The organism is Paenibacillus sp. EB106-04-04-XG159, from assembly GCF_058791835.1.
This window is the reverse complement of sequence record NZ_JBYTDY010000010.1, coordinates 55,660-69,942: the sequence shown is the minus strand read 5'-3', so window position 1 is coordinate 69,942 and position 14,283 is coordinate 55,660. Positions and strand designations below refer to the sequence as shown.

General features: G+C 51.1%; 7 protein-coding genes. All 7 read left to right on the top strand.

Annotation, left to right across the window (positions count from 1 at the left end; all coding sequences use genetic code 11):
- Nucleotides 1-47: 47 nt before the first annotated feature.
- The 7 genes from AC3WTP_RS13710 (at nucleotide 48) to AC3WTP_RS13680 (ending at nucleotide 14,241) form a co-directional block, all read left to right on the top strand.
- Entirely contained in the window at nucleotides 48-1,835 is a 1,788-nt protein-coding gene (locus tag AC3WTP_RS13710; protein WP_492395183.1) for a vWA domain-containing protein, read from the top strand.
- Nucleotides 1,836-1,878: 43 nt separating this feature from the next.
- Complete coding sequence (locus AC3WTP_RS13705) at nucleotides 1,879-5,268, top strand: tubulin-like doman-containing protein (protein WP_492395182.1); 3,390 nt, start codon at nucleotides 1,879-1,881, stop codon at nucleotides 5,266-5,268.
- A 3-nt stretch (nucleotides 5,269-5,271) separates the two neighbouring features.
- On the top strand, nucleotides 5,272-7,683 hold the full coding sequence (locus tag AC3WTP_RS13700; RefSeq protein WP_492395181.1) for a transcription initiation factor TFIID: 2,412 nt from the start codon (nucleotides 5,272-5,274) through the stop codon (nucleotides 7,681-7,683).
- 262 nt (nucleotides 7,684-7,945) lie between these two features.
- Nucleotides 7,946-9,226 carry a vWA domain-containing protein gene (locus AC3WTP_RS13695; protein ID WP_492395180.1) on the top strand — a complete coding sequence of 427 codons (1,281 nt, stop codon included), beginning with the start codon at nucleotides 7,946-7,948 and terminating at the stop codon, nucleotides 9,224-9,226.
- Nucleotides 9,227-9,258: 32 nt separating this feature from the next.
- Nucleotides 9,259-9,894 carry a beta-mannanase gene (locus AC3WTP_RS13690; RefSeq protein ID WP_492395179.1) on the top strand — a complete coding sequence of 212 codons (636 nt, stop codon included), beginning with the start codon at nucleotides 9,259-9,261 and terminating at the stop codon, nucleotides 9,892-9,894.
- A 97-nt stretch (nucleotides 9,895-9,991) separates the two neighbouring features.
- Nucleotides 9,992-11,251 carry a hypothetical protein gene (locus tag AC3WTP_RS13685; RefSeq protein ID WP_492395178.1) on the top strand — a complete coding sequence of 420 codons (1,260 nt, stop codon included), beginning with the start codon at nucleotides 9,992-9,994 and terminating at the stop codon, nucleotides 11,249-11,251.
- The gene (locus AC3WTP_RS13680) at nucleotides 11,251-14,241 is read left to right on the top strand and encodes a GAP1-N2 domain-containing protein (protein ID WP_492395177.1); all 2,991 of its coding nucleotides are present in this window, start codon (nucleotides 11,251-11,253) and stop codon (nucleotides 14,239-14,241) included. Before AC3WTP_RS13685 ends, AC3WTP_RS13680 begins: the two co-directional genes overlap by 1 nt.
- Nucleotides 14,242-14,283 lie beyond the last annotated feature (42 nt).

Here is a 14,283-nt window from a genome sequence, read left to right as displayed (position 1 = left end):
CATCCGTGTATTTATATTATCTCATTTCACAACAAAGGAGTTCAACTATGAGACGGAGAAGACACCTGTCCCTGTATATTGTATGGATCATTACACTACTGCTGCTGCCGTTAGCAGGCAGCCTGCCCGCGGCGCAAGCAGCGCCGCAAGCCTCACAGATCGACGCTATGCTCGTCATCGACGTGAGTAATTCCATGAATACGAGCGATGTCAATAAGATCGGCAATGAAGCGATGAAGATGTTTATCGATATGCTGTCTACCAAGGGAGATAAGGTAGGCATCGTAGCGTATACGGATAAGATCGAGCGCGAAAAGGCGCTGCTGACGATTGAATCTGCCGCTGACAAAGAAGAATTGAAGGAATACATTGACGGACTCAATCGTGGGGCTTATACAGATATCGCGGTTGGGGTGAAAGAAGCGGTCAAGGTGCTTGAGCAGGGAGCCGATCCTGCGCATGAGCCGATGATCGTGGTGCTGGCAGATGGCAACAATTATTTGAACAGTAAGGGGAACCGTACGCAAGAGCAGTCTGATAAAGAGCTGCAGCAAGCGGTAGAGGACGCGAAGCAGAAGGGCATACCGATCTACACGATCGGGCTCAATGCGGACGGCAATCTGAATCAGAAGCCGCTCGAGGACATATCGAAGCAGACAGGCGGGAAGTCCTTTGCAACAGACACTGCGGATGATCTGCCGCAAATATTGAGCGAGATCTTTGCAAGCCATCTGAAGCTCAACATCGTACCAGTTCAATCGCTGACAGGAACTGGCGGCTATCAAGAGGTAACGGTCAATGTGCCGAATGCCAACGTGCTGGAAGCGAATATCTCGATCATGTCTTCCAAGCCTGTTGAAGTGAAGCTGACGGATCCTTCGGGTAATAGCGTGGCCGTGCCGTCGGACAGCGCATTGTTGTCGAAGTCCAAGAGCTACTCGCTGATCAAGCTGCTCCAGCCTGCTGAAGGCGACTGGAAGCTGCAGGTCAAGGGGGTACCGCAGGACAAGATCGATATCAATCTCGTGTTCAACTACGACCTGGAGCTGAAGATGGACCCGATTCCGTCCAAGAAATACAGCAAGGGCGATAAGATTGAGATCAATTCGTACCTGATGAGCAACGGCCAGAAGCTTCAGGATAATGAGCTGTATAAGAACATGAATGCCGCTCTCGTTGTGAAGGACCTCGATACGGGCAAGTCGGAAGAGATCAAGCTGGATAATCTGGGCGACCACTTCGGCGGCAGCTATAAGATCGCAGAGAAGCACGATTATGAGCTGCTCGTACGCGCAGAGGAGAAGAGCTTCTACCGTGAGACGGAGCCGATCAAAGTAAGCGCGAAGGCGGGCGGCGCAGCGGACGCTTCTGGAACAACGCCAGCGCCAGATCAAGTGGAGGAGGAATCCACTCCGGTCTGGATGTATATTGCAGGTGCGGTAGGCTTGCTTGCGATAGCGGCCGCTGCCTATTTCATCATGGCAGCCGTTAAGAAGGCGAACCGCGGCTTCGTAGGCCAGCTCGTCATCGAGATTCGCGACGAGAATACGGGCGAGAAGACGTACCCGCAGTATAAGAAGCTGACCGCGTTCAAGGGCAAGTTCACGCTGCATCAGCTGCTGCAGCTGGCTCCAGAGTTGAAGGAGACGGAGAATATCCTCTTTACACCTGGCAGCCAGGACCGAATTGTGCTGAAGAACGGATCTGCAAGCACGATTGAGAAGTCAGGGCGTGCTATTGATGCAAGCAAAGGTGTAGAATTAAAGAGCGGCGACCGTGTGACGGTACCGCTTGCTAACGTAGATAAGACCATATTGATCGAATATTTGAAATAAGCGGCGAATGCCGCAATCCGTATTAGTCGGAGGAGGAAGTAAGTTGAAACCAATCGTAAGAGAGCATATTCAGCAGCTAGACGTATCATTGGGCGGAGGGATCGTCAGTGAGAAGATTCGGGTAGATACGATTGATAACCCGATTCTTATCATTGGTCTTGGCGGAACTGGTATTGACGCGCTGCTGCGCTTAAAATACCAAATAAACCGCAGATTCAAGCTGCCGGAAGATCCGCTGTCCAAGAAGAAGCTGGAGAAGCCGAACAATGTCGAATTCCTGGCATTTGAAACGAATGAGCAGGATCGCGGCAAGCGCTATAAAGGGATCGGGCTTGACCCGATCAATGAGTTTGTGCTGCTCTCCAATGCGGAGATCGGCGGACTGCTGCAGAACCGCAGCGTCTTGGAGTCGTACATTACCGACTGGCTGTCACCGGAGCTCAGCATCACCGACGGTATGAACGGCGCGGCGGGCGTTCGCCAAGCCGGACGACTGCTCTTGTTCACCAAGATTAATCAAGTTGTACAAGCAATCGACAAGAAGATCAAGACGCTGTCGGTTGGTACAAATAAGAAGCTGATGGTATTCCTGCTGACGGGCCTATCAGGCGGAACAGGCAGCGGATGCTTCCTGGATATCGCTTATATCGTGCGCGGCATTATCGAACGCGACCACGGCTCTGCCGGCATTGACCGCGTGAATACACTCGGCTATCTCTTTACACCGGACATTAACCTGTCCAACAAGAGCTTGAGCGAGCATACGCGCGAATATATCAAGAAGAACGGCTACGCCGCCCTTAAAGAGCTGGATTACTGGATGAATGTAGACAGCCGCAGCGAGCGTTTCCAGCAGAAGTACGGCAACATCCTGACGGTTAATTCACCGCTGCCGCCTTTCAATCTGTGCCATCTCATTTCAGCGACGAATACAGAAGGCAAGCTGTTGGAAAATGCGTACGACTACACGATGAACGTAACAGCAGAGAATATTACGAACTTTATATCAAGCGAAGAGAAGCAGTCAGGCGAGGAATTCGCGATCCATGACTATATCAGCAATATTCGGACAAACATCGCGCAGATGAACAAGGTGTACCCAGCGAACTATGAGTACAACATCATCGGTGCTTCTTCCGCGGTGCTGCCGATTGAAGAAATGACGACGTATCTCGGATACCGCTTGTTCCAGAAGATGGAGAAGATGTTCGAGAAAGCGCCGACGCAGGAGGATGTCGAGAAGTTTGCACGCAAGCTCGGCATCGATCTCGATTCGATGATTAAGACATTCGAATCCCGTGTTCCAGAGCCGCTGCCTGGCTTCGAGAACAGCGAGCGCATGAGCTACAGCAACGTGATCAAGACGCAGGTCATCAACATGGATACCGAGCTCGAGCAAACGTTCCTGACGCGTGCGCGCGAAGAGTATATTAAGGCGAAGAAGCAGCTTCCTGGCGAGATCGCGGGACAGTTTACAGATCAGATTCGCCGCATGTTCCTGCATCCGGAGCAAGGACCGTTCTACGTATCCCGCATGATCTTTACCGAGAAGGGCTTCTGTCTCTTGAAGATGCTGCTCTCTTATATTGAGACACTGCGTGAGAATCTGCACCGCATCCCGCGCGATATTGAAGACGCGAATGAGCTGGCTTATCAACGTCTAGGAGATGCGAAGAGCGCATTTGTCTCCAAGGATAAGAAGAAGAATGCCTATATTCTGGCGAAGATTGATGAATATTGGCTGCACGCGGATGTCGAGCGGACAGAGCAGATGATTGAGTTCTACGAGGACCTGTATGAGCTCTTGAACCGTGAGAACAATCGAATCTATAACGTATTTACCGAAATCTTGAATGCGTTGAACTCGATCTTTGAGAAAAATGGCGACATTCTGATCAACGGCGATGAGCAGGCAGACCACAAAGGTAATCGCACTTATTACTGGAATATCGTCAGCGTGCCGGACATCTCGAAAGTGATCAGCAAAGTGATGGAGCAGAAGGAAGTAGATGATCTGATTCGAGATTTCTCGCTGTCCTTGCTGGAACATTCGAATCAATGGGTGAAGGAGCAGGAGATTGACATTGTCAGCAATATCTCTGATTTCTTGACGCTGAAGTTCGGCGATCTGATCACACAGTCAATGGAAGAATTCCTTATTATGAAATTCGGTCATGAAGAGTCGATCGAGAAGTTTGTGGAGCGCAACATCGCGAGCAAGCTGGATGAAGAGGCTGTTCCGGTGTTCCACCTAAGCAACAGCTCGGGAAGCTTGTACTTCCCATCATGGGGCTTCGTATCGGTGCCTGTGAACGCGCCTAGCATTCTCAAAGGAATTCGCAACTACCAGAATAATGCGGTGGGCAAGTCTCACTTTACGATCAAAGAGAGCGAAGTGAAGAACCGCATCTTCTGGCTCAATACACGCAACGGCGTGCCGCTCTTCGTATATACGCCGCTGAAGGTGTACGAGGAGAGCTATGAGCGCACGATTCTGGAGAAGGAAGGCATCGGCCGTCACCTCGTGCAGACGGAGAAGAGGAACTGGACGTATCTGCCGTCGCCGATTCCAGAGAAGTCATGGGGGGACACGTACGTGAACCCACGTGTGCAAGCCTATAATGGGCGCGTGCGCTCGGAGTATGAGCGAGCGCTTGCGTTTGGTGTTGTTCGCGAGAAGGATATCGATCAGAACACGAGCAACCGCTATGCGGTCGTCTTCACGAAGCCGCTTGATCTTGAGGCGTTGATGGGAAGCTATGATATGCAGCTGACCTTGCCTAAGCCGAATCTCGGCGAAGTGAAGCGTGCCGTCGTCGAATTGAAACGCCTGCTTGCAGGCGGGCTTGAACAGACGGGCACGAAGGATATCTTCGGCAGCATCACGGAGGACCTGGCGAAGGAGAACCTGATTCGTTCGCCTGAGCTGATCGCGCGTGTTCGCGAAGAGCTGGTGAAATATACAGCGATCGAAGCGAAGATCGCCGAGCTGGAGAAGGTGCTCGGCCAGTATCAGGACGAGGAGAAGTGGTTCGACCAATTCATCGAGGCGATTTACACAGGCACGATCACGAAGAAAGGCGCGCTGTACGTGTACGATCGCGACGAAGAGGAAGAAGCATGGGAGCCATTCGCAAATGTGATGAAGAGCCGCGACTATGTGGAGTTTGAGGTGTTCGAGCGCTTCCGCGAGCTGGATGAGAAGAAGCTCAGCACCTTGATGCGCAAAGCATCGCGCCGTGATACGGAGATGACCGCCTCCGAAGATATCACGCCTCTGCTTGAGAAGCTGGATGAGCTGTACGAGACTTATCTCGACGCGCGCGATCGCTTGGAATACGAGAAGATCGAGCTTGCGAACGGAGAGGATACTTATCAGTTCTACAAGCAGATGACAACGAAATTACATGCGATTCGCAGAAAGTTGAAATAGACGATGACGAAACAGCTACTGGAACGTTACGCAGCTGAATACTCGGCAGCGGAAGATAAGCTGACCGGCAAAGGCGATGACCAGAGCAGCATTCATTATCCGACTGTGTACTTGTTCATTGGCGACAAGACGGAAGAGGCCATAGATCCAATCATGCGCGTGAATGAGCGCAAATGGGACAACAGCGCAGGCGTGATGTACGTACATGTTACATCACGCTCTGCTGGCAGCGAGCAGTCTGCGGGCTGCCATCCAACGAATGCGGCTAAGCAGGGCCATGCTTCGCGCTTGAGCCGCATCGCCTTTTCGCTGCCGGAAGAGAAGCGAGAAGGGAAGACGTATCGGCAGGATGTGTACCGTCATTTTTATGACGAGGATCGACATCTGTTCGATCTGAATCGCATCTTGCGGCAGGTCAGCATGAACATAGCGGATTATGGCCGGTTATATGCATCATTTGACCGCATTCATCTCTCTGTCATTACGCGAGTCGATGATCCGCTTAATGTACTGATCCCGGAGATCAGCCTGCTCGCACAGTCCATCTTCAGTCAGTCGTTTAAGTCGGTGCAGATGGATCTGTATGCGCTCATTTATGAGCGCGATCAGGTGGAAGCATTCGGCTACACGAGCTCAGTAGGTGTCGCGTTCCTGCGTGAATTGGAGCGGATGCAGCAGCTGGACTATACTTTTGCTGCATCACTTCAGGTGACGGAGGACGGGATCGCGATTCCGGTTAAGCATTCGTCTGCACCTCTGTTCGATCTCGTTTACGTCCTGTCTGATAAGGACGAACGCGGGATCACATCGCCAACCGGCATGCAGGATAACTACGAGATGATCTCGCACATCAGTTTGCTGAAGAATCGGAGACAGAAGGATGCTGCCTATGATCTGAATGTCGGCGGTTATAACAATACATCATTCAAGAATAACATCATGACGGAATCAGGCCGGCAAGGTTATGTATCGGCAGGGTTTGCGAAGGTGAAACGGCCGAACCATTCCATTGCGATGGCCGTGCTGTATTATTTCTTTAACAAGCTCATGAAGAGAATGAATGTGGAGCTTGAATGGAGCAACCGCGAGAAGCTGGCGATGTTCGGTGTCGATCCGCACGCTCTCGCAGCGCGCGCGGAGGCGGCCGTCCCGGATGCGGAGCGCATTCACGATATGGCGGGCATTATGACGCATCCGGTTAGCTACAGCAGCTTGAAGCGAATGACGCTGCAGGAAGCGGAGGAAGCGTTGTTCGGAGGCGGATGCCGCGCATACTTCCATGAGAATCTTGCAAGGGAGGCGGAGGAAGCCGTCAGACGGATGGATGCGGCTGAGGAGATTCAGCGTACGCTGCAGCATCAGCTGGCTACACATCCGCAGGTTGGCTTCTTTCATCTCTATGCTTGGACAGATGAGCACGGCGAAGCCGAGAGTGTGATGAAGGAGCTGAGCGCTGCCGGGCGGGAAACGACCCGCGCGATCGAAGCGGCGCGTGCCGAGCTGGAGCAGATCTACTACAGCAAGGTGGAAGAGCTGTCGTTTCAGCGCCTGCCGCTTATGGATAAGCACAATGTGCGCAGCTTCATTCGCGCCTTCTTCGATGCCGTATATCGGCAGAAGCTGGACATCCTGCGCTTGGAGACCGAGCTAAAGCTCATTCGCCGCTATGAGGCGGAGCTTCTGCGATTGCACGGTCATTACAAGCAGCAGGTGAGCCGGATGCGCGCCATGGAGGAGACGCTGCGCGAAGCGGCGCAAGCGAGCATTCGTTCAGCCGATGATTATATCGGGCAGAACATTATGGAGTATTATGAACGCGTCACGGAGCAAGTGATGCAAGAGATTGAATCGAAGCGCGGGGCAAATGCGTTCTTCGAGGAGCGATATATGGGCAGCATCACACAGCTGCTCGATGCAGGTGAGGAAGCGTTCATGACCCGCTTGATTACCGTGTGCCGTGAAGTGCTGCTGACGGCGGAGCCGTTTCGCTTAACGTTCGAAGAGGAGCTGCTGCACCGTGCCAATGTCACCGTGGAATACAGCAATCGGCAGGTGCTGTCGAAGGACGAATTGTTCAAGATGCTTTACCGCAGGCTCGAAGAGCAGGCAGGAATTCATGTTCGTCTGCTGGATTACACGCATGAGCATCGATACGAGGAGAAGTATTTCTTCGGTGACAACACGAGCGAGTTCGTTCGTTATGCGCTTGGTGCAGATGAGACCTCGCGCATTTATAAGCTCGGCTGTGTCCATGAGAAGCGGAGCAGCGGCGTGGAGAAGCTAAACATGATGGGCGGCTTCCACTTGGAAGATTTGATGTTCTATCGCAATGGCAAAGTATACTATGAGCATTATGTACAGAACGGATACGCCTTTCATGGCATAGATCCGGATCAATTGCCTGTGCTGCGATAGCAGCGATGAAATAGCGGTAATTCAAGGCGCCATTCGGTGAGATGAATTTATAGTAAGCACCTTAATAGTCAATTCGTAAAGCTGTAGCTGCTGTCCAGAGGTGATATAATTAGGGTAGCAGCTATAGTGCGATTGACTCTCGTATATCGCCTTCTCTTGCTGAAGGAGGCGGAATGGCGCTTAATATTACCGCTAATTCAGAAGCAACTTGATAGAGGCAGAGATGTGTGAGTCTCGAATGAATGGGGAGGAAGCGTGTCATATGCAGCGTAAAATAAACGGACTGCTTGTACTGTTCAGTCTTATTGGCGGAGCAGTTGGTTTCGCGATTGGAGAGTATGTGCTGCACAGTCTGATAGACGATATGCCGACCATATTTATAGTGGGGATATATATGGGCATACTTGCGCTTAGCATCGGGCTGTTCTGCTTGATTGCTGAGATGATCTCGCCGCGATTAAGCGGTTCCTCATGGCGACAGCAGTACACGGGATTATCGTGGAAGCTGCTTGTTCCCGCAACGCTTGTACTGCTGCTTGTGTTAGGTACAGTGTTGGAGTTCGTCTATGAGCTTAATATGGGCGGCGTGAAGCAAGTAAAGGATATTGTGCTGGTCATTGATAATTCAGGCAGCATGACGAGAACGGATCCTGACAATGGACGTTATGAAGCAGCCAAGTCATTGATTAATAATATGGACGAAGATAAGCAGGTAGCTATTGTTACCTTCAGCAACAGTGCTGAACTGGTGCAGCCCTTCACACCGACCAACTCGGATGAGGCGAAGAAGGAGCTCTTCGCGAAGATCGACGGGTTAACCCCGACAGACGGCGGCACCAATATTGCCGCTGCATTAACCGAATCGATGAATCATATTCGTGAGAAGAGCGATTCGAAGCGTGGCACGATGGTCATTCTGCTGTCTGACGGCGTAAGTAATTCTAAGGTGGACACGATACTGGCAGAGTACATCGATGAAAAGATACCTATCAACACGATCGGTCTGAGCCTGGTAGATGCCTCCGGTGAAGGCACGCTGCAATCCATAGCAAGTCGTACAGGCGGACAATATTACGATGTAACAAATGCGGATGACTTGTCACTCGTATTCCAAGAAATATACGACAACATAGATGACCGCACCTTGCTGACAGAACGAACCGGATCGACGAGCGACAGCGCTTATTATATGGTGCTGCGTATCCTTTCCTTCGTTATCATTGGCGCAGCAATCGGCATCGCGCTCGGCATCGTGTTCGACAACCGCCATCTCGCGCGCAGCTTTGCCATTGGCGGAGCCGCAGCAGGCTTGCTCGCCGGCATGCTGCTCGAATTCGGCCTAACCGGCTGGTCCTTGCCGGATGGCATCATCCGCTTGCTGGCTGACCTGCTGCTCGCCGGCGTTATGACGATGTTCACACTTGTCGTACCTGTGAAGGAGAGCGGCGGCAGCCTGTATCGCCAGCAGCGTCAAGCAGGGGCGGCACGCGCCGCGCGAGGCATCGCAGAGCAGCCGAAGGATAGAGGCAGCCGTGGATTCTAGACGGCTGCATGAAGCAAGGAGGCCGATACAGCATGAAATTTATCGATGCGGATAACGACTCACCGATTATTGCTGGCTTGAACGGCAGTATAGACGAAGACCGATGTACGCTCCGCTGGCATTGGCCAGCGGGCGTACAATCGGTATATATCCGCAAGATGGATGCGGATGCCGGAGTTGAAGAACCGACATCTTTCACAGGCTTGCGGCTCTATACGAAGGACGAATATAAAGCTAACAACGGCTACCACGATCGAGTTAATGGAATAGGCCGCATCCTGTATACGGTGTATGCTTGCGTCATGGAGGACGGTGAGCAATTGCTCATTCGACAACAGGACGGAGCCAACCGTCAGGCAGTCAGCACAGGCAAAGCCAAGATACGCTATGCGATCCGCATGAAAGGCGGCTTATTCAAGAAGTACAAATCAGTACACATTCAGGTGACGACCGAGGTTCCTTTATCGAAGGAAGTGCTCTGCTACGTGAAGAAGCAAGGCGGCTACCCGATTAGCCGTGATGACGGGACGGTTTACCCGTTCGTGGTCGATTTTGCGCCTGGACAGAATGTATTGCCCGCTATTGAGATCGGGAAGGAAGAATACGTACGGCTGTTCTTTACGGATGGACCAAGATATGGCCATCTATACGAGCTCATACCGGAATAAGGATGAACGGACGCAGCGCTTGCGCCTTCCGTTCTCATAATGATGAATCGATTATGCCGCCGATGAAGGCAATCCTATTCCTCAGAGGAGGTAAACGATGAGTTTCTTGAATTTTTTCAAACGAAAGCAAGAGGTTGTTCCCAAGCCTTTATTTTACGATATTGTATGTCCATACTGCTTCAGCAAGTTTCATCCCGATGAAGTGGTATTCCGCGCAGCGCACCATCGTGAGGACGACGAGAACTACGCGCTTGGCGAAGATGAAGAACTAAATCGCTATCGCGAGCGATTTGGCCTGGATTCCGTATATGACATCGAAGCGATCTTGTATCCGCGGGATATTCCAGAAGAGCAGCATATATACTCTGACCATGTCATTGTAGGCTTGAACGATCGTTATGGTGTCGTGACACGCAAACGCTTATGCCCGAAATGTCATAACGAGCTTCCTATTACCGCAGGCAAGGTGCCGAGCAATATCATTTCCATCATTGGGGCATCGCAGGTGGGTAAGTCCGTTTACATGACATCGCTGATTCATACCCTGCAGCATATGACGGCAGATCATTTTGACGCAGCTTGCATGCCGCTCAATACGGAGATCAGCCGCAAGTTCCGTACGCTGTACGAAGAGCCGTTGTTTGAACGCGGCGATCTGCTGGCATCCACTCAGAAAGAGAAGATGCAGGAGCCTTTTATCTTTCAATTTGTATTCAAGGATGAATCCAAGCCTCCGCTGACGCTCGTATTCTTTGATGTAGCAGGCGAGGGGATGGTGGATCAGGACTATCTGGGATTGCACGGGCAGCATATTAAGAACTCTGCCGGGATTCTGTTCTTGGTCGATCCGCTGCAGATTCGCTCGATCCGCGAGAAGATTCGCATCAAATACGGCGATAATCCAGGCGAATGGGTCTCGCAGTACGACGAGCCGCGGGATGTCGTGTTGACGATGTTTGGCGACTTTATTGCCTATGAGGACAAAGGGAAGACTGATATCCCGACTGCAGTTGTGCTCGCGAAGAGTGACATGCTGCATTCCTTGAAGGACGAGGATGGCGAGTACATTAAGTCCAACAGCAACATTTTCAAAAATATGATCCACCGCAACTACCTCAACTTGACTGAGTTCGAAAATATTGACGGCGAAATCCGACGCTTCATCGAGAAGGTCGATCGTCCGTTCAAGGGTACGATGGATGTGTACTTCTCCAATACTGCTTACTTTGCAGTGTCAGCCCTTGGCAGCAATCCGGTCAATCAGAAGCTGGAAAGCGTTGTGAGTCCGATTCGAGTAGATGAACCATTCATATGGCTCCTTTATCAACTGAAATACATTGAAGGGAGAGAGGAATAGTGCACCACACTCCCACACAGATTCAGCAGCAAATGTATACACGGGAACGGCGTGGAATATTTCGATCTACTGAAGGCTATGACACAATCGCAGTATCAAGAGGCTTAGACGCCTCTTTCGTCAAGAAGATACTTCATCCGTTCTGCGTATATGACGCGCCTATGGAGTTGACGACTGCTGGAGAGAAAGACAACGCGCGTTATCCTGATGCGCTGCATCTGTTCCACACGGATCAGGGTGCTATTGTCATGGGGCGCAGCGTTTACCAATCCGCTGACTTTACTGGGCTGCGCAGCACCTTCTTTACGCATAACTATGTGATCCCGGCGGAACGATCGGCTGAGATCATAAGCAATTATGGCGGTTGGATGCAGGCGGCGTTTGCTGATAGCTACGATATTGAGCAAGGCACAGAGCTTCCTGAATTGGATCAGATTCCGCTTAAGTCAGAAGCGAGCTTTAGAAGCTCCTTATCAGTACGCGAGCGTCTAGCGGCCTTGAAGATCGATGAGCGAATCTTCAAACAGCTGTTATTCGCATTTATGATGTCCGCCGCAGGTAAGAGAAAGGTGTACATCGCGCTTGATGTTCCGATCGAACAACTGTCGGTTCATGCGCGTGAGCTGCTGACTATATTATTTGCAAGCTTGCCATATGCATATCGTAAATTACTAGGCTTCATGACCTTTGTGAAGGATTTGCAGAGCAAGCGAGGCATTCATATCATGTTCGTGGAAAAAGGGAGCTTCCGCCCCAATGACCGCAACACAGAGAAGGAATATACGTTTGACCTTGCTTCCGGCCGCGTGATGAATATCGATGCGGAGCTGCCTAACCAGCCGTATCTGGACTTGGCTTGGAGCAACCTGGATCAGCCTGAGCGGGCGGAACGCTTCTATCAATTCGCGGATCAGATGCTTGGAGATATGGATCCGGTTCGTCAGGCCGCTATCGCGAGCTATCATGAGCTGTGCGTCTATTATCTAATCGAAGAGGGTCAAGAAGCCCTTTACGACATGAACAAGGTTGCAGTCCTGCGCGGGATGCTTGAATATTTGCACACGCCAGGGGCGCCATCCTCTAAGCAGCGCTTGAATGACCTGTTTGTTGCTCTGCTGAATCGTGAATATGATCAGATTAAGCAGGGTCAACAGTTGGATCCTGCAGCTGCCGATTGCTTCAAGGATTATTATCGGATCAGCGGCGGCAAGCATGAGGGGCAGATCATTGCGCTGTTCATTCATGCTATCAGCCAAGCGAAGGCCGATAAAGATGCTGCTCGGGCTGCGGCTATTTACGCTGTTGCTCGCAAACATCATGCCTTCAGCAAAGTATTTTTCGATACCATACTGAATCGTGGAATGGCCGGGGCTCTGTTTGACCCTTATATGAAAGAGCAATTTGATACAGCAGATCGAGCTGGAGATGTCATTGACCTCGTATGTGAATGGGGCAGTTTGCATCTGCAGGTGTTGAGCAGCGTTTCATTTTCGAGCATGGCGCAGACTGCCTTGTTGGAGAAGCTCCGTCCAGAGAATGATCCGGTCACGGTCGTGAATGCGATTCTTGAACAGCTGCGCCGCCTGCCACGTACGAGATGGGAGGATGCTGAGCTTGCGGATTCTGCGTTAATAGAGAACTTAGCTTATGCCGCCAATGTATTCTTGCTGACAGAGCTTGATCTTGAATCGCTGACGAAAGAACAGCTGCTTCAGATCGGTTTCTTACAGCAACCGGATGAGGTAAGAGAATGGGCGGCTCGATTCGGCTCAGATGTGCAAGCCAAAGCTGCTATGATGCTGGCGGCTTACCAATGGTTTAGTTTGCGCCAGCCTGATATGAAGATGTTTGACGATTTATCGGATGCCGAGATCGAACAAGTACAGAAGCTTGGGCGCAAATGGTTGAGCCGTGAGGTCGTACCTTCACAATTCGACCGCATCGTACTCGCCTTTTATCGTGACGGCGATGCAGGTCTAGTGGAGTACGGAGCACTGTTACATTTCCTACAATCCTATGCCGCTGATAGAGAGATCGTCTACCAGTTCATGCAATGGTCGGAGTCGCATACAAGCTTTGTCCGTAAGCGTAAACCATCGCCTTCGTATAGTGCTGCCATTATCACGTATTTCAAAAAGCATGATAAAGAGGCGTTTAAGAAGCGAGCTTATCGCAAGCAGTATTTTGAACAAGCTGAATCGGCGCTCAAGCCTGTTTACGCCAAAGCTCGAATGGAGCTGGCTTCGCCGTTAATGCGTATGCTGACACGCAATCAAAAGGCAGTATTCGGCTTGCTGGCGATAGTTATCCTTGCAGGAGGCTCATTCATCGGCTTACAAGCCGCAGGAGTGTTCGATAAAGAAGCTCCACCAGTCACAGTCGATAATCCTGGAACCACTACTTCGCCACCAATAGTTGCGGAGAAGCCTATCGTCTATGCAGAGCAGGTAAGTAAGATCGTAGAGGGCAAGGAGCAGGTGGTAACTCAGCTCGTGTTTGGATTCAAGGATGGACAAGCTTGTGCTGAGTTTAAGCCCGAAACCTTGACCATTGTGGCTCCTGACGGAAGTAAGAAAGTGAACGATAAATTGGTGATTGCTTCTGCGTGCAGCGTTAATAGGGGGAAAGAGGCCGATCCTGTTAATGGAGCGGACGCAGGTACAGGAACAGGCACAGGAACGGATGCTGCTACCAATACCAATACTAATGCTAATGCTAATTCTGGTGCAAATGCGGATAAAGCGGCCGGTACTGGTGAAGGTGGAGCAGATAAGACCCAGCCCTCGGGAGCGGGTGACAGCACTGACAAGGGAACAGAGTCGGACGCCTCAGCCCCTGATTCAACAGACGTAAAGCAGGATGAATCCCCTCTGCTCAATCTCGTCACGATATCGTTGAACGAAAAATATGAAATGCCCATTGGAACGACAATTCAAATCGGTACGGAGTCGTACCCCCTAGTGGATAAACCGCTGAATGTACAATCTTAAACTGTTTAGCTTGTCTATATTATAAACGGCGTGATGAACCCG